The organism is Nocardioides sp. WG-D5, from assembly GCF_054031175.1.
In genome coordinates, this window is record NZ_CM132928.1 from 1,946,350 (window position 1) to 1,966,790 (window position 20,441).

Below are 20,441 nucleotides of genomic sequence, written 5' to 3' on the forward strand. Positions count from 1 at the left end.
GCACATCGCGAATCGCGCAGAAGACATACCCTGTTCACATGGTCGTCCGTGGAGAGTCGCGTCCCGCCGCGGGACCGGAGAGCGGTCCTGCCGTGTTCCGGTCCGCCGCGGAAGGAATGCGCGCCGCGACCTTCCGGCCCGAGGTCCTGGCCGAGGAGATGCCGGCGCCTCAGCGGATCGCTCCCTACGCCGCGGCGCTGTCGGCCGATGTGACCGTCGGCGACGTCGACGTGGCGACCGGTCGGCTGATCCTGCTGCACGACCCGGACGGCAACGACGCCTGGGGCACGGTGCACGGACTGCCCGGCACGTTCCGGCTGGTGGCGTACGCACGGGCCGACATCGACGTCGAGCACATCAGCGACCCGCTGCTGGGCGAGGTCGGCTGGTCCTGGCTTCTCGACGCCCTGTCCGGTCACGGCGCCGAGCACGTCGCCGCTGCGGGCACCGTGACCCGCGTCGCCACCGAGTCCTATGGCGGGATGGCCGATGAGGACGGCACCGCCCAGATCGAGATCCGCGCTTCCTGGACTCCGGTGGGGAGCGTCTCGGGCGAGCTGGACCTGCGACCGCACACCGAGGCATGGGGCGAGCTGCTCTGCACGGCTGCGGGACTTCCTCCGGTGCCGGAGGGCGTCACCGTCATACCGAGCCGGCGAGGGCAGCGAGGCGCGTGATCGAAGACAACGCCGAGGCCGAGACGGGGCCGGACACACCTGAAGATGCTGCTCCGGCGCCGCTGCTGACCCTGCGTGACGGACTGCCTCCGGTGACCGACACCGACGAGGGTCTGGTGAAGGCCGCGGCGGCCATCGCCGCCGGCACCGGGCCGGTCGGGATCGACGCCGAGCGTGCCTCCGGCTACCGCTACTCCAACCGCGCCTACCTGATCCAGCTGCGCCGCGAGGGCTCCGGGATCTGGCTGATCGACCCGATCGAGCTGACCACGATGCAGCCGCTCGTCGAGGCGCTGGAGGGCACCGAGTGGATCCTGCACGCCGCCACCCAGGACCTCCCCTGCCTCAGCGACCTCGGCCTGCATCCGGCCGCCCTGTTCGACACCGAGCTCGCGGGACGGCTGCTGGGCTATCCGCGGGTCGGCCTCGGCACCCTGGTCGAGACGGTGCTGGGCTTCACCATGCTCAAGGAGCACTCCGCGGCCGACTGGTCGACCCGGCCGCTGCCGGACGCCTGGCTGGAGTACGCCGCGCTGGACGTCGAGGTCCTCGTCGAGCTGCGCGAGGCGCTGGCCGCCGAGCTCGTCGCGCAGGGCAAGGACGCCTGGGCCCGCCAGGAGTTCGACTGGCTGCGCGGGTTCGAGGCGCCGGTGCGTACGGATGCCTGGCGGCGCACCTCGGGCATGCACCGCGTCCGCGGCCGGCGCGGCCTCGCCGCGGTGCGGGAGCTGTGGACCGAGCGCGACCGGATCGCGCAGCAGCGTGACGTCACCCCGAGCCGGATCATCCCCGACGCCGCGATCGTGGCCGCCGCACAGGACCTCCCGCAGGACAAGGCCGCGCTGCTCGGGCTCAAGGGCTTCCACGGCCGTGGTGCCGAGCGCTACGTGACCTCGTGGGTGAAGGCGCTCAACCGCGCGGTCACGATGGACGAGGACGAGCTCCCGGTGCGGTCACCGCGTGCCGAGGGTCCTCCCCCGCCGCGCGCGTGGGCCGACAAGGACCCCGCGGCCGCCCGGCGTCTCGCGCTGGCGCGTGAGTCCGTCAACGCCCTCGCCGAGGCCCGCAACCTTCCGGCCGAGAACCTCCTCACCCCCGACTTCCTGCGTCGCGCGATGTGGGCGCCTCCGGCGACCCGTGACCCCGGGGCTCTGCTCGACGGCATCATCGAGCTCCTCTCCGGCTTCGGCGCGCGCGGCTGGCAGATCGCTCTCACCGCCCCGCTCCTCACCGACGCCGTCCTTCACGCGGACATGGAGCCCTGATCCGATCCCAGCCTCACGCTGGTCGAGCCGCCGGAGCCGCTAGGCGGAGGCGTGTCGAGACCAACACAGTCCCGTCGGCGCTCGATAGGACTGTGTTGGTCTCGACACGCTCGGCCGCAGGCGGCCTCGCGGCTCGACCGGCGGTCACTGACGCCTCGGCTGCTAGGAGCTGGGTGAGGTCGACGGCGACGGCGAGCCCGACGGCGTCGGCTGGGGGAAGACGGTCTTGGAGAGCTCGTCGATCTGGACCGCGAACTCCTCGACCTGGTCGGGTTCGGCGACCGCCAGCGAGCCCCGGACCGCGACGGCGGCGACCTTCTGGAGCTGGGCGAGCTGGGCGGCCTCGGGGAGGACCTGCATGTCACGCACGGTGTCGGTGAAGATGCGGGCGTTCCTGGGGTTGCGCTCGGGCTGGGTGAAGACCGGGGCGTAGCCGACCTCGGAGTTGACCGGCACGAAGTGGCCGGTGCGGACCATCTTCACGACCGACTCGGTCGAGATGAGGTAGGTGAGGAAGTCGGCGGTGGCGTCGGGGTCGGCGGCCTCGGAGCCCATGCACAGGCCGGCGTAGTCACCGGTGGTGCCGTTGCCACCCGGCATCGGCATCACGTCCCACTCCATGCCGTCGGTCGCCCGCAGGTCCGAGACCAGCGAACGGTCACCGGCCAGCGCGACCAGGCGGCCCTGCTTGAAGGCCTGGAACGGGGTGCGACCGCCGAGGTCCTTCGCGGTGGCCAGCACGTTGGGCTGGGCGAGCACCTCGACCAGGTCCTCGTAGGCCCCGGCCGAGTCACCGAGCGCCGTGGTCGTCGGGGCCAGCGGGTCGTCGAAGAGCGTGGCACCGGCGCCGGCCAGCCAGGGCATCAGCGCGGAGAGGTTCTGCTCGACGTAGGTGCCGCGGACACCCTTGTGGTGCTCGGCGGCGTAGGTCATCGCCGAGCCGAACTGCTCGAGGGTCCAGCCCCGCAGCGAGCCGTCGGCCCGGACGGTGGGGGTCGGGAGGCCCTCCTCCTTCATGGCGTCGAAGTCGATCAGCCCGGTGTTGACGTAGACGACCTGCGGCGAGACGGAGTAGGGCATGCACTCGAGGCGACGCTCGACGGAGAAGTCCTCCATCGCCTCGCGGGAGTACTTGTCGCCGAAGTCGACGTTGCGGGCCTCGAGCAGGGTGTCGACGGGCTGGATCCGCTTGTCCTCGGCGAACATCTTCACGTCGGCGCGGGGGGTCAGCACCACGTCGACCTTCTCGCCGCCGGTGACCGCCGCGGTGAGCTGGTCGGCGGTCGGCCAGGACTTCACCTCGACGGTGACGTTGGGTACGTCCTGGGTGTATTCGGCGGCCAGCTGCTTGTAGGTGTCGACCAGCGTCTTGTGGCCGGAGACCCCGAAGACGAGCTTCACCTTGGTCGGCGCCTTCGTCGCGGTGCTCGGCGAGGGCTTCGAGGCCGGCTCACCGCCGCAGGCGGCGAGGGACACCGAGAGAACCGTCACCAGAAGCGCCGTTGCCATCCGCGTGCGCCGCACCATTTCCTCCATCTCAACACCAGGACCGGGTCTGTGATGGAACCACAGACCCGGTTTACCAGCGATTCACTTTACGATACGTACCTGGACACTTCCTGAGAAAGCACAGCCTGGGAAGGCCCTGGACCGCCTCAGGCGAGGTGATCGCGTGCGGCCTTGATCACATCATCGAAGATCTCCTTGGCCAGCACATCGCCCTCACGGCGTACGTCGGCGGGGTCCATCCGGATCAGCCGGTCCAGGCGTACCTCGGAGGGCCGGCCCTGACGGTCCCAGCCGCCGGTGCCGACATCCATCCAGTGCCGACCGTACCGGGCCTCCTGGGCCTCGTCACGATCGTGGTCCTTGCTGGTCAGCATCAGGCAGAGGAGCAGGCCGGCCTTCTGGCCGATCACGAGGACGGGCCGGTCCTTGCCCTGCGTCTCGTCGTCCTCGTAGGGCACCCAGCCCCACACGACCTCGCCCGGGTCGGCGTTGCCGTCGCCGATCTCGGGCTCGTAGGAGATGGCGCCCTCGCGCGAGGTGGGCTGGGTGTCGGTCACTTCGGCTCCTGGGTCGGTGGCTTCGTCAGGCCACCCGGCCGAGGGACATCGAAAATTAGATGAACACGCCGGACCGGGAGCGCCTCACGGCGCAAGGCCGCTCGTAGCGGCTGAAGTTGGGACCCGGGGCTGCCGCAGCCCGACGTGCTCGGCGACCAGTGTAACGGTGCCGCCAACCTCAGCCACATCAAAGCGAGCAGGAGGCTACCGCACACATCGCTCCGGGCTCCGCTTCAGCAGCACTTACGTGAGCCGCTGCTCCAGCTCCGCATGTCCCGCGGCCTCGAGCTGCTCGGAGAGCTGGAGCATGTTGCGTACGTCCTTGACGGCGGCGTCCGGGTCCAGGGCTGCGCGGCCGGCGGCGATGACGCGGGAGAAGGCGGCAGCACGGAGGAGCACCACGGCGAAGTCGCTGCCCGCGATGCCGCGCAGCACCTCGTCGACCATCGCCTTGAGCTCCTGCGGCCCCGGAGGCTCCGCGACCCCGGCCACGACCTGCGCGACCTGGGCCTTCGCCCGGCCGGCCTCGAACTCGCGGGCGGCACCGACCGGGTCGGCGTAGACCCAGCTGCGGAGCAGGTAGAGCCGCCACAGGCAGCCGGCCAGCGACTCCGCCGGCGAGCTCGACCACACCTCCGCGATCGTCTCGATGCCCTCGGACTCGGCCAGATGGAGGATCCGCTCGGCGACCGCCGGGTCGTCGCTGTCGCGGGCACCGCGCACCAGCGCCGCCGCCGCCGCGTCGGCCGCCTCCTGCACCAGGGCAGGGTCGTGGCCCCCGAGAAGGGAGTCGAAGAAGCCGTCCCCGGGACGCATCGGCGAATGAAACTCTCTGGGCATCCCTACGAGCGTAGCCATCGCCACCGCCGGACGCATCCCGATCGGTCGGGTCCGTCAGCCGAGCAGCTTGCGGATCCGCGCGTCGGAGACCTTCTCGGCGGTGCCGAGATGCTGGGCCCAGAGCTGGACGCGGTACTCCTCGAGCATCCACCGCACCTGCCGCAGCCTCGGCCCGGGCGGCCGGCCCTCGGGCAGCGCCTCGACCTGGTGCAGGTAGGCCTCCTGGAGCGACGCGATCCGGTCGTGGGTGGTGCGGTCGGCGCGCAGGTCGGCGTCGAGCTTGCGACGGCGCTCGACGATGGCCTTCAGATAGGTCGGGTACCGCCGGATTTGCTGGGCACCGGCCTCGGCGACGAAGCCCCGGTGGACCAGCCGGGCGAGCTGGTCCTTCATGTCGGTCAGGGCCGGGAGCTGGAACATGTCGGCCCGCCCGGAGAGCGCCTTGTCGGTCTCGCGGTACGCCTCGAGCGCCCGCATCACGTCGGCGAGGACCGCCCGGACGGCGGCGACCAGGTCGGCCGGCGTGCCGACGGCGGCCAGCAGCGCGGCGTACGCCTCCTCGGTCCGCGGCAGCGGACGGGCATCGACGAGCTGGCGGACGACGGCGGCGCGGCAGTCCTCGACGAGCTCGGCGGCGCTGGGGTAGGGAGACCCGGCCAGGGCGAGCTTCTCCATGGTGGAGAGCCCGTCGACGACCTGCTTGCCGACGTCGGGCAGGGCCAGGAGCAGCAGCCTGACGACGCCGAGACGATGACGCGCCTCGGCCTCCTCGGCGGAGCCGGCGACGACGAGACCGACCGTCGTGCCCTCGTCGGAGAGGCACGGGAAGACGGTGACCTCGTGGCCGGCACGCTTCTCGGTGACCGTGGTCTCGATCGAGCCGAAGACCCAGGTCGTCTCGCCGGTGCGGGTGTGGCCGGCCGAGGCGGCGACCTCGGCGATCGCTGCCTCGAACTCGCCCTCCAGCGGCGCCTTGAGCGCGTCCAGGTCCTTGCCGCGGGCCGTCTCGCGACCGTCCTCGCCGACGACCCGGTAGGTCGGCCGCAGGTGCTCGGGCACCTTGGCCCAGTCCCAGGCCTCGCGCGGGATGTGCACGCCCGCGGTCGAGCGCGCCCAGCGCTCCAGCGCGGTCAGCAGCGGCTCCTCCCCCGGCGGGGTCTCCTTCAAGAAGGCACGCGCCTTGTCGGGAGCCGGCACGAAGCTGACCCGGAGCGGCTTGGGCAGCGACCGGATCAGCGCGGTCACCAGCTCCTCGCGCAGCCCGGGGACCAGCCAGGAGAAGTCGTCGGCGCCGACGCGGTTGAGCGTGGCGACCGGTACGTCGATCGTCAGCCCGTCGTCGGCGGCACCCGGCTCGAACTGGTAGCTCAGCGAGAAGGTCAGCGGCCCGGCGTCCCACTCGGCCGGGAAGTCGGCCTCGGTGACCTCGCCCGCGGCATCGTTGGTGAGCATCGACAGGTCGAAGGTGAGCAGGTCGGGCGTCTCCCGCCGGGCCTGCTTCCACCACTGGTCGAAGTGGGCCCCGGACACGATGGACGCCGGGAGCCGGCGGTCGTAGAAGTCGAAGAGCGCGTGCTCGTCGACCACGATGTCGCGGCGGCGGGCCCGGTGCTCGAGCTCCTCCGCCTCCTCCATCAGCTTCGCGTTGTCGCGGAGGAAGCGGTGGTTGGTGCGCCACTCGCCGTAGACCAGCGCGTGCCGGATGAAGAGCTCACGGGACAGCTCGGGATCGATCTTGCCGAAGGCGACGGGGCGGTCCGCGACCAGCGGAACGCCGTAGAGGGTCACCTTCTCCCGGGCCATCACCGAGGCGCGCTTCTGCGACCAGTGCGGCTCGGAGTAGGTGCGTTTGACCAGGTCACCGCCGAGTCGCTCGGCCCACTCGGGCTTGATCGAGGCGTTCTGCCGGGCCCAGAGCCGGGAGGTCTCGACCAGCTCCGCCGACATCACGAACTGCGGGTTCTTCCGGTGCAGCGTCGAGCCCGGGAAGATCGCGAACTTCGCACCCCGGGCGCCCAGGTACTCCCGCGGTCCCGGCCGCCGCTTCTCCCGGGCCCGCGCCGCGTCGGCCTTCTGGTCGCGCTCCTCCAGCGCCCCGATGTGCGAGAGCAGCCCGGAGAGCAGCGCCTGGTGGATGCCGTCGGCGTCGTAGGCGGCCTTGTCCTCGGCCTCGTGACCGACGTCGCGATGCCCCTTGCCGAGGTCGATCTTCATCTCCCGGCACACCTGCCGCAGCTGCGACTCCAGGTCCTGCCACTCCCGGACGCGTACGTAGTGGAGGAACTCCCGCTTGCACAGCCGCCGGAACGCCGAGGACGAGAGCTCGCGCTGCTGCTCCTTCAGATAGCGCCACAGGTTGAGCCAGGTGAGGAAGTCGGAGGTCTCGTCCTTGAACCGCGCGTGCAGCTGGTCGGCCTGCGCCTGCTCCTTGGGGTGGTCCTGGCCCGGCCGCTCACGCGGGTCTTGGAGCGAGAGCGCGGCGGCGACGACGATGACGTCGCGTACGCACCCGAGCCGCTCGGCCTCGAGCACCATCCGCGCCAGCCGAGGGTCGATGGGCAGCCGGGCCAGCCGCCGGCCCAGCTTCGTCAGCCGCTGGCCCCGCATCGCGCCGAGCTCCTCCAGCAGCTGTACGCCGGCGGTGATGTTGCGCCGGTCCGGCGCCTCCACGAACGGGAACCGGGCGATGTCGCCGAGCCCCAACGACGCCATCTGCAGGATGACCGACGCCAGGTTGGTCCGCAGGATCTCCGGGTCGGTGAACTCCGGCCGTCCCTCGAAGTCCTCCTCGGAGTAGAGCCGGATCGCGATGCCCGCCTCGACCCGCCCCGTACGTCCCGAGCGCTGGTTCGCCGAGGCCTGCGAGATCGGCTCGATGGGCAGCCGCTGCACCTTGGTGCGTGCGGAGTAGCGCGAGATCCGGGCGACACCGGTGTCGACGACGTACTTGATCCCGGGGACGGTCAGCGAGGTCTCGGCGACGTTGGTCGCGAGCACGATCCGGCGGCCGGTGTGGGGTGAGAAGACGCGGTGCTGGTCGGCGGCCGAGAGCCTCGAGAACAGGGGCACGATCTCGACGAGACCGGTCGACGGGCCGCCGCGGTTCAGTCCCAGCGCGTCCCCGAGAGCGTCGGCCGCGTCCCGGATCTCCCGTTCACCGGGGAGGAAGACCAGCACGTCGCCGGGCCCCTCGGCGGAGAGCTCCTTGACCGCGTCGACGATGGCCTCGGTCTGGTCGCGGACGACGACCTCGCCCTCCCCATCCTTTTCAGGCCCAGTCTCCTCGGAGAGCTCCATCAGCGGCCGGTAGCGGACCTCGACCGGATAGGTGCGCCCGGAGACCTCGATGATCGGCGCCGGGTCGCCGGTGCTCGCATCGGAGAAGTGGGCCGCGAACCGCTCCGGGTCGATCGTGGCCGAGGTGATGATCAGCTTCAGGTCCGGGCGCCGCGGCAGCAGCCGGCGCAGGTAGCCCAGCAGGAAGTCGATGTTGAGCGACCGCTCGTGGGCCTCGTCGATGATGATCGTGTCGTAGCGGCGCAGGTCGCGGTCGCGCTGCAGCTCGGCGAGCAGGATGCCGTCGGTCATCAGCTTGATCCGGCTCGCGGCGGACGACTTGTCGGTGAACCGCACCTGATAGCCGACCAGGTCGCCCAGCTCGGTGCCGAGCTCGGAGGCGATCCGCTCCGCGACCGATCGTGCCGCGATCCGGCGAGGCTGGGTGTGCCCGATGATCCCGTTCGAACCCCGGCCCAGCTCCAAGCAGATCTTGGGCAGCTGGGTCGTCTTCCCGGACCCGGTCTCACCGGCGATGATCACGACCTGGTGGTCACGGATGGCCGCGGCGATGTCCTCGCGGCGCTGGGTGACCGGGAGCTCCGCGGGATAGGTGATCGCGACGGAGGTGGCGGCGGGCTGGTCGGACTCGGACATGAGGTCTCCCATTCTCCCCCGGCGCACCCCTCCACCGCACATCGGTTTCTCCGGCGGCCCGGCGAGGCGCTCAGCCCGGACCCGGCCCGCCGGATGGCGGGACCGGTCGATGTGATTCCCGCCACAGGCCGGGTTCCGTGAGGTATGAAGCCGGGAGGACGCTGGGTACACCCCCGGTTCACCGAAGGAGTGGCCCATGACCGAGACGACCACCGACCAGATCTTCCCCGACGCCCCCGTCCGCCCGCCGTTCGATCCGGAGCTCGTGCCGGTCCTCGAGCTGGTACGCGAGGCGATGCCGTCGCTCTCGGCCGAGACCCTCGCGGTGGCGCGGCAGCAGAGCGTCGACGGCTTCCCCGGCATGGAGCCGGTGGACCTGACCGTCGGCGGTGCGGTCACGGTCGAGGAGCGTCAGGTCCCCGGCCCGGAGGGCGACCCCGACATCACGCTGCTGATCCTGAGCCCCGCCACCGACGGCCCACCGCGGCCCGCGGTCTACCACACCCACGGCGGCGGGATGGTGATCGGAAACCGCCGGCTCGGGGTGGAGATGTTCCTCGACCAGGTCGCGGCCGGCAACGCCGTGGTCGTCTCGGTGGAGTACCGGCTCGCTCCGGAGCATCCCGACCCCGCGCCCGTGGAGGACTGCTACGCCGGCCTGGTCTGGACCGCCAAGAACGCTGCCGAGCTCGGCATCGACCCCGAGCGCATCATGATCGCGGGAGCGAGCGCCGGTGGCGGCCTCGCCGCCGGCACGGCGCTGCTCGCCCGCGACCGCGCCTTCCCGAAGCTGAGCCACCAGATCCTGATCTGCCCGATGCTCGACGACCGGTTCGAGACCCACAGCAGCCACATGCTCGACGACGAGGGCGTCTGGGACCGCCAGGCGAACCTGTTCGGCTGGACGGCGCTCCTCGGCGACCGCCGCGGCGGCCCCGACGTCTCCCCGTACGCAGCGCCGGCACGCGCCGAGGACCTCACCGGCCTCCCCCGCACCTATATCGACACCGGCTCGGCGGAGACGTTCCGCGACGAGACCCTGGACTACGCCCGGCGGCTCTCGGAGGCCGGCGTCAGCGTCGACCTCCACATGTGGGGCGGCGGGTTCCACGGCTTCGACATGATGGCCGCACACGCCGCCGTCTCCCGCGCCTCGATCGCGACCCGCGACGAGTTCATCCGTAGAGCTCTCGAGGGCTGATCCGCTGGCCTGCTCGCGTCCGGTGGGCGAGAGTAGGCCGGGGAGGTTCAGGTGCGAGATCTGATCGGCAAGCTCGAGGTGGTCGACGACGACGCGGCCAGCGCGCTGCGCGTCATCGACCACTTCGACCGGCTCGTGGACGAGAGAGCGTCGACTGCGGCGGTTGTACGCGCCGCCGCAGCGCTGTCCGGCGCCACGGCGGGCCTCCACGACGCGGCCCGGGCCCTGGTGCGGCGGTTCACCCCCGACGGCCGGACGCTGACCGGGAAGGACGAGGGCGACTGGCGCCACGAGCCCGTCCCCGGCCAGCCGGGCTCGTGGCTCTGGCTGGAGCGTGCCGGGGGCGACGGCCCGCTGGACGCCCTCATCCTCGAGCGCGCCGCCCGCGCTCTGCAGGCGCTGAGCACCGGCTCGGCACCGCCCTCGACCGGCGGCCTGGTGAGGATCGCGTGCGACCCCGGCGCGACCGATGCCGACAGGCGTGACGCCGTCGCCCGGCTCGGGCTGACCGGTCCCGTGACGGTGGTGCTGAGCACCTCCGCCGACCTGCGGGCGACCCTCATCAGCACCATGGGCTCGCTGGTCGTCGGGCTGCTTCCCGGCACGCCCGCACTCCCGGAGGGGATCCGGGCCGGGGCCGCGGTCGCCTCCGACCCGCTCCGGCTGCCGACCGCGCTGGAGCAGGCACGGACCGCACTCCGGCTCGCCGCGTCGGTCGGCGGCCTCGCACCGTCGGTGGTCCGTCACGAAGACCTCGGTGCACTGGCCGTCATCGCCGAGCGGTTCAGCCCCCAGGAGGCGGCGGGGGTGGGTGACGTACGACGTCTCGACGAGCTGCTCGCCGGCCATCCCTGGGTCGTGGACACCCTCCATGCGGTGCTCGACCAGCCGAGCCTGAGGCAGTCGGCCGCGATGCTCCATGTGCACCACTCGACGCTCCAGGAGCGACTGACCTGGCTGAGCGGCCAGCTCGGCTACTCGCCCGTCAAGGGGCGAGGACGGCAGCGCGCGGCGGTCGCGGTGCTGCTGTGGCGGGTGGCCCATGACGCCGACCCGGAAGTCATGGACGAGCCGCACTAGGCGGTCTTGGCCTGGGCACCTAGATTATGTCCCCATGACCGGGGAGCCGAGCGAGACCGAGGTCCAGGACGCGCTGCGTGCGCTCCGTGGAGAGGACGACACCCTCAACGAGAGGTCTGTGCAGACCGTTCTCGACCTTCATCGGCTGCGCGATGCGCTGACCCGGTTCGGCGACGACGAGCCGTCCGGCGACACCAAACCGGCGCGCAGCAGGTTCCGGCTCTGAGCCGAAATCGGCCAATGGGTGGGACACCGAGTTACGTAGGCGATTTCAAGAGGGTTACCGTTGCTGATCGTGACCGAATCTCTAACAGTGCGTGACAACCGCACCGGGGTGGAGTACGACATCCCGATCACCGACGGCACCATCCGCGCCGCCGACCTGGGGAAGATCAAGGCCGCGGACCCGGCTAACAACGAAGAGGGGCCCGGCCTGGCGGTCTACGACCCCGGTTTCGTCAACACCGCTTCGTGCCGATCTTCCGTCACCTATATCGACGGTGACAAGGGAATCCTCGAATATCGCGGCTATCCCATCGAACAGCTCGCGGAGAACTCCAACTTCCTCGAGGTCTCCTACCTTCTGGTCCACGGCGCGCTGCCGACCAAGGAGGAGTACGACGCGTGGGTGCACGAGATCACCTACCACACGTTCGTGCACGAGAACATCAAGGAGTTCATGCAGGGCTTCCGCTATGACGCCCACCCGATGGGCATGCTCATGGCGTCGGTCGGTGCGATGTCGACGTTCTACCCGGACGCCGCCAACATCTCCGACCCCGACAACCGTCGCCTGCAGATCATCCGGCTGATCGCCAAGATGCCGACGCTCGGCGCCTGGGCGTTCCGGCACGCGCAGGGCAAGCCCTACGTCTACCCGGACAACGACCTGTCCTACACCGGCAACTTCCTCTCCATGCTCTTCAAGATGAGCGAGTCGAAGTACGCGCCGGACGAGCGCATCGAGAAGGCGCTCGACACCCTCTTCATCCTGCACGCCGACCACGAGCAGAACGCCTCGGCCAACGCGGTCCGCAGCGTCGGCTCGACCCAGGTCGACCCCTACTCCTCGGTCGCCGCCGGCGTCGGTGCCCTCTTCGGCCCGCTCCACGGTGGCGCCAACGAGGCCGTGCTCCGGATGCTGCGCCGCATCGGCAAGGTCGAGAACATCCCCGCCTTCATCGAGGGCGTCAAGGCCGGCAACGAGCGGCTGATGGGCTTCGGCCACCGGGTCTACAAGAACTACGACCCGCGCGCGAAGCTGATCAAGCAGCAGGCCTACAACGTGTTCGAGGTGACCGGCACCAACCCGCTCCTCGACATCGCCCAGGAGCTGGAGAAGATCGCGCTCGAGGACGAGTACTTCGTCAAGCGCAAGCTCTACCCGAACGTCGACTTCTACTCCGGCCTCATCTACGAGGCCCTGGAGTTCCCGCCGGAGATGTTCACCGTGCTGTTCGCCATCGGGCGCACGCCGGGCTGGCTCTCCCAGTGGCTGGAGCTCGTCCAGGACAAGGAGCAGAAGATCGCCCGTCCGAAGCAGATCTACACCGGCGAGCGCGGCCTCGAGTTCGTGCCGCGCGACGTGCGCTGGGCGTGACGGCTCCCGACACGCAGACCCCGTCCACCACCGCCGTGGTGGACGGGGTCGTCTGGGATTTCGGCAATGTGCTGATCCGCTGGGACCCGCTCCCGGCGATCGCCGCCGGGATCGGTGACGCCGATGCCCGCGCGTTCCTGGAGTCCTACGACTTCGGCTCGTGGAACTACGCCCAGGACGCCGGCCGCACCTGGGCCCAGGCGCTGACGGTGCTCGAGGACGAGGCTCCGGAGTGGATCGCTGCGGGGGCGGCGTACGTCGACAACTTCCCGCTCTCGCTCCTCGGCCCGGTCCCCGGCACCCATGAGCTGGTCCGCGAGCTCGCCGCCGCCGGGTTCCCGCAGCTCGGGCTGACCAACTGGTCGGCCGAGCTCTATCCCCATGCTCCGGCGTCCTACGACGTGATCGGGCTGCTCCGCGACGTCGTCGTCTCCGGTGAGGTACGCCTGGCGAAGCCCGATCCGGCGATCTACCGGCTCGTCGCCGAGCGCGCCGGGACACCGCTGGAGCGGCTGGCCTTCGTCGACGACAGCGCCGCCAACGTGGCCGCCGCCGCGGCACTCGGCATGCAGGCGTTCCAGTTCACCGGGGCCGAGCAGCTCCGCAGGGACCTGGTCTCGCTCGGCCTCCCGGTGACGGCGCTCTAGACGAGACCCTGGTCGGGCGCGCGCTCCAGGCGGCGTACGCCCGCGAAGGACATCGACAGCAGGGCGCTGCCGGAGATCACCGCGGCGACCACGAGCAGCCAGGTGTCGAAGCCCACCGCGACGGCGACCGGGCCGACGAGCGCGAGCCCCACGGGACGGGCGACGAACGATCCCACGATGTCGAAGGCGTAGACCCGGGAGAGCTTCTCCTCGGGGATCTCCTGCTGGATCGCGATCTGCCAGAAGACGTCGAAGATCTGGAGCCCGAACCCGTGCAGGAAGGCGCCGATCAGGATCGGCCAGAGCGTGTCCGAGAGCGCCATCGAGATCGGGAAGAGGCCGGTCATCGCCAGGAAGACCACGCCCACGGAGAGCAGCCGGCGCGGGCGGAACCGCAGGCAGACCAGGCCGCCGACGACGAAGCCCGCCATCAGCGCGGCCAGCGCGAAGCCCCACGAGGCCCGGCCGATCCCCTCACCGACCACGATGGGGCCGAGCACGCTGTGGGCCCCCGACCAGAACAGGTGGTAGAGCAGCGCCTGCAGGATCAGGAACCACAGCCACGAGTGCCGCATCACCTCGCGGAAGCCCTCGCCGAGGTCGGCGAGCATCGAGGCCTTGCGCGGCTCGCGGTCGTGCGGGACCCGCATCCCCGCGTAGGCGACGGCGGCGATGGCGAAGGTGAGCGCGTCGATCGTGATCGCCCACCCCGGCCCGACGGCCGCGACGAGCACCCCGCCGAGGGCGTAGCCGACGGTCGAGGCGGTGGTCTGGAGCAGCGACCGGAGCGAGACCGCGGCGCCCAGGTCCTCGTCGGGCACGACCACCTTGGTCATCGCCATCGCCGAGGGCTGGTTGAGGGCGGCGACGATGCCGGCGAGACCGCCCATCACCGCGATCGACGGGATCGTCGCGACGTCGAGGATCACCGTCGCCGCCAGCGACCCGACGACGACGGCGCTGATCGCCGCCGTGCCCTCCATCATCACCTTGCGCGAGACCCGGTCGCCGAGCACTCCCCCGGCCAGCGTGGTCAGCACCTGACAGGCCGCGAACACGGCCTCGACCAGGCCCAGCTGCGTCGCCGTGCCGCCCAGGTCGAGCACCGCGAACGCCAGCGCGACCGGGGTGATCGCGTTGCCCAGCGACGAGGACGCCGTGCCGGTCACGAGGCGGCGGAAGTTGCGATGCCTCAGCGGCGAGCGACGCGCGGTCGGCGGTGGGGTGGTGGCAGTCATAGCGCGAAGGTAGTTCGCCAGCGAACTATTCGTCAACGAATTATCAGCCGGCGAAAGGTAGGATCGGCACATGCCTGAGATGCGAGCCTCCGAGACGTCCCACGAAGACCTCACCGAGGAGCTCACCGAGGACCTCACCGAGGACCGGGCCGACCGTCACGTGGCGCGGTGGCGCGACCACTGGCTCGACATCGACTTCGACGACGAGATCGAGGCGATCACGGTGCGGATCGGGTCCATCTCCAAGTTCTTCAGCGACGCGCGCCGGGCAGCGGCGAGCGAGGTCGGGCTGGCCGACTTCGAGTACATGACCCTCCACATGCTGATGATCCGCGACACCCCCGGCCACGCCTCGCCCACGGCCCTCGCGAAGGACCTCGACATCAGCCCGGCCGGGATGACGGGACGGCTCGACAGCATGGAGAAGGCCGGGTGGGTGCGGCGTACCGCATCGGTGGAGGACCGCCGCAAGATCAGCGTCGAGGCGACCAGGGCCGGTATCGAGATCTGGCGACGGGCGATGGACCTTCGCGGCGAGGCCGAGAACAGACTGCTGGAGGCGCTCAGCCCGGAGCGGCGTACGGAGCTCGCGGCGCTGCTCAAGCAGGTGACCCTGCGGATCGAGGCCGAGTAGCTGCGCAGATCTGCGTACGCCGCGACCGCCCGCGGACGGATCCGCCCGCGCCCCCTCAGGACGAGCCTAGGGACATGACCAGCACACCTGAGACCAGACCCTTCCGCTTCGGCGTCGTCGCCGCCCAGGCCCCGACCGGAGCCGTGTGGAGCGACCTCGCCCGCCGTGTCGAGAGCGCGGGCTACGACACCCTCGTCATGCCGGACAACGTGTCCTTCGGCCATGCCGTCTTCCCCGCGCTGGCCGCTGCGGCGGCCGTGACCACGACACTGCGGGTGGGGACGTACGTCCTGGCCAACGACTTCCGCCACCCGGTCCAGGTCGCCAAGGAGTCGGCCACCCTCGCCGTGCTCTCGGACGGCCGCTTCGAGCTGGGCCTCGGCGCCGGCCGCCCCGACTCGGAGCGCGAGAACGCGATGCTGGGACTGGGCTTCGACCGTCCCGGCGTACGCGTCGACCGGCTCGTGGAGTCGATCGGGCTGATCAAGCGGCTCCTCGCCGGCGAGACGGTCACCGTCGAGGGTCCCCACCACCGGGCCGTCGAGGCCTCGGTGCTGCCCTACGGCACCCCACCCCAGCAGGTGCCGCTCCTGGTCGCCGGCGGCGGCCCGCGGATGATGCGGATCGCCGGCGAGCACGCCGACATCGCGGCCCTCGGGATCCCCTTCGACGCCGAGGAATCTGCCGTGCGGGCGGCCGTCGACCACGTACGCTCCGCCGACCGCCCCGGCGGCATCCCCGAGCTCAACATGAACCTGATGGCGGTGGGCGACACGGTCCCGCGCTACCTGGCCGGAAGGCTCGATCCTGCCGCGCTCGCCGCCGCGGGCGCCGTCGGCGTCGTGAGCGGCTCGCCCGCGGAGATGGCCGACCAGCTCCGTGAGCGCAGGGAGCGGCTGGGCGTCTCCTACATCCTGGTCGGGGACGAGCTGATGGAGGCCTTCGCGCCGGTCGTCGGCCTGCTCGCCGGGTCCTGAGCCATCTCTTCGCGACCGCATAGCGCTGTCTCAGCCGGTTCACAGGGACGCTGGCCAGACTCGAAGACATGACCGAACTCCCTCCTCAGCAGCCGAGTGGGACCCCGCCGCAGTGGACTCCCCCGGCCCCTCCTGCCGGATCCACCCAGCCTCCCGCCGGCCCGTTCGCGGCCCCGCCGGCCCAGACCTCCGTCATGCCTGCCGTGCCCGGTGCTCCCGGCACGCCCGGCACGCCCACCAAGAAGCGCGCCATCGGCCGCACCGGCCTCGTCGCCGCGGTCCTCGCCGGTGCCCTGGTCGCCGGTGGCACCGCTGGCGTCGGGGGCGCGGCGATCTACGACGCCCTCGCCGGTGACGGCAGCACCGGCGGGGCGCACACCCCGGCCACCTCCCAGGTCGTCGACGCGAAGGCCCCCGAGGGCAGCATCGAGAAGGTCTCCGCCAAGGTCCTCCCCTCCGTGGTGAAGATCGAGGTCACCTCCCAGCAGGGCTCCGGCTCGGGCTCCGGCGTCGTCATCTCCTCCGACGGCACGATCCTGACCAACAACCACGTGGTCGAGCTGGCCGCCAACGGCGGGACCGTGACGGTCGACTTCAACGACGGCACCAAGGCCTCCGCCGAGGTCCTCGGGACCGACCCGCTCACCGACACCGCCGTGATCAAGGCGAAGGGCGTCTCCGGCCTGACCCCGATCACGATCGGCAAGTCCGCCAACCTCACCGTCGGCCAGAGCGTCGTGGCGATCGGCTCCCCGTTCGGGCTCGACTCCACGGTGACCACCGGCATCGTGAGCGCGCTCGACCGTCCGGTGAACGTCGGCGTCGACCAGAACGGTGCGGCGACCGTCTACCCGGCGGTGCAGACTGACGCCGCGATCAACCCGGGCAACTCGGGTGGCGCGCTCGTCGACCTCAACGGCAACCTCGTCGGCATCAACGCCTCGATCCGCTCCGGCGGCGGCGCGAGCAGCGAGGACGCGGGCTCCATCGGGATCGGGTTCGCCATCCCGATCGACGAGATCTACCCGATCGTCGAGCAGCTCGAGAAGGGCGAGCAGGCCACCCACGCGCAGTTCGGCATCTCCGTCTCCGACGCCCCCGAGGCGCAGAACGGTCAGACGTCGGTGACCGGAGCACTGGTCCAGGAGGTCACCCAGGGCAGCACCGCCCAGAAGGCCGGCCTGGAGAAGGGCGACGTCATCACCAAGGTCGACGACCACGTCATCACCGGATCGGACTCCCTGGTGGCGACCGTCCGCTCCTACCGACCCAACGACGAGGTCGAGGTCACCTGGTCGCGCAACGGCGACGTGCACACCGAGAAGGTGACGCTGGACTCCGACGCCTCCTGATCTCCCCGCAAGACGCTGGGGTCCGCAGGGTCTCAGTGCCGCGGGGTGCCACCATCCGAGCGCCTCATGCCCGTCTCTGACCGGGTATGAGGCGCTCGTGCGTCGTGCGGACGAGGGTCAGGAGACCTGCTTCTGGATGCTGCACAGCCACTCCACGGGCTCGAAGCCCATGGCCTCGTTGACCTGGATCATGTGGGAGTTGACCTCGGCGTTGTAGGTGCTCAGGGTCGGCACCTCCGGCCGCTCGGCCTGGAGCAGCCTGAGGTTGGCGACCTTCACCGCGAGCCCGAGCCGGTGGCCGCGGTGAGCCGCCTCGACGAGGGTGCCCCACTGGTAGCTGTTGCCGTCCAGGCTCGAGTAGCCGATCACCGTGTAGGCCACGACGCGGCCCTCCGGATCCAGCGCGACCGAGTGGTAGAGGGTGCGCTGCTGGGCCGCGACCAGCGCCTCGGTCTCGCGCACCTTCGCCACGTCGGGCTCGGGCGCCTCGATGTCGAGGTCGCCGGTCGGCGCCTCGGTCTCCAGGCTGGCGTCGAGCACCGCCCAGCTCTCGACGATGTCGTCGGGCACCCGGCCGACCCAGGACCTCAGCGTGTAGTCGCCGTGCCGCTCGGCGGCCTGCGCCGCCAGCCGGTCGAGGACGTCGTCGGGCACCGGCAGCCGCAGCAGGCGGCGTACCTCCACCAGCGCGGGCGCATAGCCGCGCGCGATCCCGAAGTCCCGCCCCGGCGAGCCCTCTCCGCCGGAGCCGAGCGACCACGGCCACCAGACCTCACCCGTCAGCGACGTACGTCCCTGGGCGCGGGCCTCCGCCTCGACATGGTCCAGCAGCGTGGTGCCATGGCCCCGTCGCCGGTGGGCCGGCAGCACGGCGACCACGAGGGTCGCCCGGTGGAGGTTGTCGAGCAGCGGCATGGCCATCCAGGCGGCGGCGACCGCCTCGCCGCCGACACGGCCCACGTAGGCCCGGCGGTCGGTCTTCTCGGTCTGCTGCTGCAGCTCGACGCGCTGCTCCTCGCGCGCCCACAGGTCCGCGTCGGGGCCACGTACGTCGAGCCACGACGCGGTCATCACGTCGTGCCAGGCGTCGAAGACCTCGTCGTCGAACGGGTCGACCCGCTCGATCACCAGCTCGGTCATCGTGACCTCTCCACCCTCGTCTCGTCCCAGACCGGCTCCGGGGACTCGTAGACGTCACCGTTGGCGCCGTAGACCAGGAACCGGTCGAAGCCGCGGGCGAACCAGCGGTCATGGGTGACCGCGATGACGGTGCCCTCGAACGCCTCCAGCCCCGCCTCGAGCGCCTCGGCCGACTGGACGTCGAGGTTGTCGGTCGGCTCGTCGAGGAGCAGCAGGGTGGCACCGGAGAGCTCCAGCAGGAGGATCTGGAAGCGCGCCTGCTGCCCGCCCGAGAGCGAGTCGAAGGTCTGCTCCGCGGCGTGCGCGAGCTCGTAGCGGTCGAGCACCCTGGAGGCGGCCTCCCGCCCCATCCCGGCGCGTCCTCGCCCGTCGGGCGTGACGTCGCCGCGGTGCAGGATGTCGAGCAGCGTACGTCCCACCAGCTCCGGGTGGGCATGGGTCTGCACGAACCAGCCCGGCCGCACGCGGGCGCCGAGCTTGGCCTTCCCACGGTGACGGACCGGCTCGATGGGGGTGTCCTCGACCGGGCGGTGCTCCACGTCCGGGTCGGTGCCTCCGCGGGCGAGCAGCCGCAGGAAGTGGGACTTGCCCGAGCCGTTGGAGCCGAGCACGGCAACCCGCTCGCCGTACCAGACCTCGAGATCGAACGGGCGCATCAGTCCGGTGAGCTCGAGCGCCTCGCAGACCACCGCCCGCTTGCCGGTGCGCCCGCCGCGCAGCCGCATCTGCACCGCCTGCTCCCGTGGCTGCTCGACGGGCGGCCCGGCCTCCTCGAACTTCCGGAGCCGTGTCTGGGCCGCCTTGTACTGGCTGGACATCCCGTCGTTGTACTCCGACTTGACCTTCAGCCGCAGGACCAGCGCCTTGATCTTGGCGTGCTCCTCGTCCCAGCGACGGCGCTGCTCCTCGAAGCGCAGGAACCGGTCCTTGCGGGCCTCGTGGTACGAGGCGAACCCACCGGGATGCGTCCACGTGCTGTTGCCGGCGCCTGACGCGCCGAGCTCGACCGTGACCACCCTGGTCGCGGTGTTGTCCAGCAGCTCACGGTCGTGACTGACGTAGAGGATCGTCTTCGGAGACTCCCGGATACGCTGCTCCAGCCAGATCTTGCCGGGTACGTCGAGGAAGTTGTCCGGCTCGTCGAGCAGCAGCACCTCGTCGGGGCCGCGCAGCAGATACTCGAGCACCAGCCGCTTCTGCTCGCCGCCGGACAGGGTGTCCAGGGAGCGGTAGCGGGCGCGGTCGTAGGGCACTCCCAGCCCGGCCATGGTGCACACGTCCCAGACGACCTCGAGGTCGTAGCCGCCGGCGTCGGCGTACTCGGCCAGCGCGGTCGCGTAGCGCATCTGCAGCGGCTCGTCCTCGGACGACATCAGCTCCAGCTCGCACGCCTCGACGGACGCGGCGGCCTCGCGCACGCGCGCGGGCGCCACGGAGAGCAGCAGCTCACCGACGGTCGAGGAGCCCCTGCCGACCATCTGCCGCATCACCCCGAGGCCGCCGGAGCGGACGACGGATCCAGCCGTCGGGGTCAGCTCGCCGGTGACGATCCGCAGCAGCGTCGTCTTCCCGGCGCCGTTGGCGCCCACCAGCGCCACCTTCGCGCCCTCTCCCACCCGGAAGGAGACGTCGTCGAGCAGCACTCGACCGTCAGGCAGCTGGAACCGCACTCCAGCAACGTCCACATGTCCCACAGCCGTCCAGTCTGGCACCCCTGTCGAATGGTTATTCCCGGTCACGTTCGACAAATCGGTCCCATCAGTAGAACGTGATGCTCGACACATTTTGGCG

17 protein-coding genes are annotated in these 20,441 nt (G+C 71.0%); 10 read left to right on the forward strand and 7 right to left on the reverse strand.

The genetic code is table 11. From position 1 onward, the window contains the following. The first annotated feature begins 38 nt into the window (after nucleotides 1–38). A complete protein-coding gene (locus ACWZJV_RS09425; protein ID WP_050800902.1) occupies nucleotides 39–677 on the forward strand; it encodes a DUF3000 domain-containing protein in 639 nt (212 codons plus the stop codon). After that, nucleotides 674–1,942 carry an HRDC domain-containing protein gene (locus tag ACWZJV_RS09430; RefSeq protein ID WP_457181263.1) on the forward strand — a complete coding sequence of 423 codons (1,269 nt, stop codon included), beginning with the start codon at nucleotides 674–676 and terminating at the stop codon, nucleotides 1,940–1,942. Before ACWZJV_RS09425 ends, ACWZJV_RS09430 begins: the two co-directional genes overlap by 4 nt. 162 nt (nucleotides 1,943–2,104) lie before the next feature. Here the strand turns inward: ACWZJV_RS09430 and ACWZJV_RS09435 are convergent, their stop codons facing one another. The 4 genes from ACWZJV_RS09435 to hrpA all read right to left on the reverse strand — a co-directional run bounded on the left by ACWZJV_RS09435 (nucleotide 2,105) and on the right by hrpA (nucleotide 8,793). Next, nucleotides 2,105–3,451: an ABC transporter substrate-binding protein gene (locus ACWZJV_RS09435; RefSeq protein WP_196872840.1), complete on the reverse strand. Its 1,347-nt coding sequence runs from the start codon at nucleotides 3,449–3,451 to the stop codon at nucleotides 2,105–2,107. A gap of 146 nt (nucleotides 3,452–3,597) precedes the next feature. Further along, nucleotides 3,598–4,008 (reverse strand): type II toxin-antitoxin system PemK/MazF family toxin, encoded by a 411-nt coding sequence (locus tag ACWZJV_RS09440; RefSeq protein WP_196872839.1) that lies wholly within the window; start codon nucleotides 4,006–4,008, stop codon nucleotides 3,598–3,600. A 243-nt stretch (nucleotides 4,009–4,251) separates the two neighbouring features. Next, nucleotides 4,252–4,848, reverse strand: a complete 597-nt coding sequence (locus ACWZJV_RS09445) for a hypothetical protein (protein WP_040756003.1) — start codon at nucleotides 4,846–4,848, stop codon at nucleotides 4,252–4,254. Nucleotides 4,849–4,902: 54 nt separating this feature from the next. Continuing rightward, nucleotides 4,903–8,793, reverse strand: a complete 3,891-nt coding sequence (gene hrpA, locus ACWZJV_RS09450) for an ATP-dependent RNA helicase HrpA (RefSeq protein ID WP_457181264.1) — start codon at nucleotides 8,791–8,793, stop codon at nucleotides 4,903–4,905. Nucleotides 8,794–8,977: 184 nt separating this feature from the next. Here hrpA and ACWZJV_RS09455 point away from each other — a divergent pair, with 184 nt between their 5' ends. The 5 genes from ACWZJV_RS09455 to ACWZJV_RS09475 all read left to right on the forward strand — a co-directional run bounded on the left by ACWZJV_RS09455 (nucleotide 8,978) and on the right by ACWZJV_RS09475 (nucleotide 13,309). Then, entirely contained in the window at nucleotides 8,978–9,982 is a 1,005-nt protein-coding gene (locus ACWZJV_RS09455; RefSeq protein WP_457181265.1) for an alpha/beta hydrolase, read from the forward strand. Between the two features lie 51 nt (nucleotides 9,983–10,033). Next, a complete protein-coding gene (locus ACWZJV_RS09460) occupies nucleotides 10,034–11,062 on the forward strand; it encodes a helix-turn-helix domain-containing protein (RefSeq protein WP_457181266.1) in 1,029 nt (342 codons plus the stop codon). 34 nt (nucleotides 11,063–11,096) lie between these two features. Then, a complete protein-coding gene (locus tag ACWZJV_RS09465; protein ID WP_008361086.1) occupies nucleotides 11,097–11,288 on the forward strand; it encodes a hypothetical protein in 192 nt (63 codons plus the stop codon). A gap of 69 nt (nucleotides 11,289–11,357) precedes the next feature. Continuing rightward, nucleotides 11,358–12,662 (forward strand): citrate synthase, encoded by a 1,305-nt coding sequence (locus tag ACWZJV_RS09470; protein ID WP_008361084.1) that lies wholly within the window; start codon nucleotides 11,358–11,360, stop codon nucleotides 12,660–12,662. Further along, entirely contained in the window at nucleotides 12,659–13,309 is a 651-nt protein-coding gene (locus ACWZJV_RS09475) for an HAD-IA family hydrolase (protein WP_196872835.1), read from the forward strand. Before ACWZJV_RS09470 ends, ACWZJV_RS09475 begins: the two co-directional genes overlap by 4 nt. Here ACWZJV_RS09475 and ACWZJV_RS09480 read toward each other — a convergent pair. Next, a complete protein-coding gene (locus tag ACWZJV_RS09480) occupies nucleotides 13,306–14,547 on the reverse strand; it encodes an MFS transporter (RefSeq protein WP_457181267.1) in 1,242 nt (413 codons plus the stop codon). The genes ACWZJV_RS09475 and ACWZJV_RS09480 overlap by 4 nt on opposite strands. 70 nt (nucleotides 14,548–14,617) lie before the next feature. On the opposite strand from ACWZJV_RS09480, the gene ACWZJV_RS09485 reads away from it, so the two are divergent. From ACWZJV_RS09485 to ACWZJV_RS09495, 3 genes are all read left to right on the forward strand, one after another. Further along, nucleotides 14,618–15,181, forward strand: coding sequence for a MarR family winged helix-turn-helix transcriptional regulator (locus tag ACWZJV_RS09485; protein ID WP_457181268.1), 564 nt, complete (start codon nucleotides 14,618–14,620; stop codon nucleotides 15,179–15,181). A gap of 74 nt (nucleotides 15,182–15,255) precedes the next feature. Then, complete coding sequence (locus ACWZJV_RS09490) at nucleotides 15,256–16,158, forward strand: TIGR03621 family F420-dependent LLM class oxidoreductase (protein ID WP_457181269.1); 903 nt, start codon at nucleotides 15,256–15,258, stop codon at nucleotides 16,156–16,158. Nucleotides 16,159–16,226: 68 nt separating this feature from the next. Beyond that, nucleotides 16,227–17,510, forward strand: coding sequence for a S1C family serine protease (locus tag ACWZJV_RS09495; RefSeq protein ID WP_457181270.1), 1,284 nt, complete (start codon nucleotides 16,227–16,229; stop codon nucleotides 17,508–17,510). Nucleotides 17,511–17,627: 117 nt separating this feature from the next. Here ACWZJV_RS09495 and ACWZJV_RS09500 read toward each other — a convergent pair whose 3' ends face one another. Both ACWZJV_RS09500 and ACWZJV_RS09505 read right to left on the reverse strand, forming a co-directional pair. After that, a complete protein-coding gene (locus tag ACWZJV_RS09500) occupies nucleotides 17,628–18,650 on the reverse strand; it encodes a GNAT family N-acetyltransferase (protein WP_457181271.1) in 1,023 nt (340 codons plus the stop codon). After that, nucleotides 18,647–20,344 (reverse strand): ABC-F family ATP-binding cassette domain-containing protein, encoded by a 1,698-nt coding sequence (locus ACWZJV_RS09505; protein ID WP_457181272.1) that lies wholly within the window; start codon nucleotides 20,342–20,344, stop codon nucleotides 18,647–18,649. Before ACWZJV_RS09505 ends, ACWZJV_RS09500 begins: the two co-directional genes overlap by 4 nt. Nucleotides 20,345–20,441: the final 97 nt, after the last annotated feature.

What these genes read in the sequence shown, in the direction of transcription:
- ACWZJV_RS09425 (WP_050800902.1), top strand. Translation starts at nt 39, where the DNA reads ATGGTCGTCCGTGGAGAGTCGCGTCCCGCCGCGGGACCGGAGAGCGGT.
- ACWZJV_RS09435 (WP_196872840.1), bottom strand. Translation starts at nt 3,451, where the DNA reads ATGGCAACGGCGCTTCTGGTGACGGTTCTCTCGGTGTCCCTCGCCGCC.
- ACWZJV_RS09445 (WP_040756003.1), bottom strand. Translation starts at nt 4,848, where the DNA reads ATGCCCAGAGAGTTTCATTCGCCGATGCGTCCCGGGGACGGCTTCTTC.
- hrpA (WP_457181264.1), bottom strand. Translation starts at nt 8,793, where the DNA reads ATGGGAGACCTCATGTCCGAGTCCGACCAGCCCGCCGCCACCTCCGTC.
- ACWZJV_RS09455 (WP_457181265.1), top strand. Translation starts at nt 8,978, where the DNA reads ATGACCGAGACGACCACCGACCAGATCTTCCCCGACGCCCCCGTCCGC.
- ACWZJV_RS09465 (WP_008361086.1), top strand. Translation starts at nt 11,097, where the DNA reads ATGACCGGGGAGCCGAGCGAGACCGAGGTCCAGGACGCGCTGCGTGCG.
- ACWZJV_RS09480 (WP_457181267.1), bottom strand. Translation starts at nt 14,547, where the DNA reads ATGACTGCCACCACCCCACCGCCGACCGCGCGTCGCTCGCCGCTGAGG.
- ACWZJV_RS09485 (WP_457181268.1), top strand. Translation starts at nt 14,618, where the DNA reads ATGCCTGAGATGCGAGCCTCCGAGACGTCCCACGAAGACCTCACCGAG.
- ACWZJV_RS09490 (WP_457181269.1), top strand. Translation starts at nt 15,256, where the DNA reads ATGACCAGCACACCTGAGACCAGACCCTTCCGCTTCGGCGTCGTCGCC.
- ACWZJV_RS09495 (WP_457181270.1), top strand. Translation starts at nt 16,227, where the DNA reads ATGACCGAACTCCCTCCTCAGCAGCCGAGTGGGACCCCGCCGCAGTGG.
- ACWZJV_RS09500 (WP_457181271.1), bottom strand. Translation starts at nt 18,650, where the DNA reads ATGACCGAGCTGGTGATCGAGCGGGTCGACCCGTTCGACGACGAGGTC.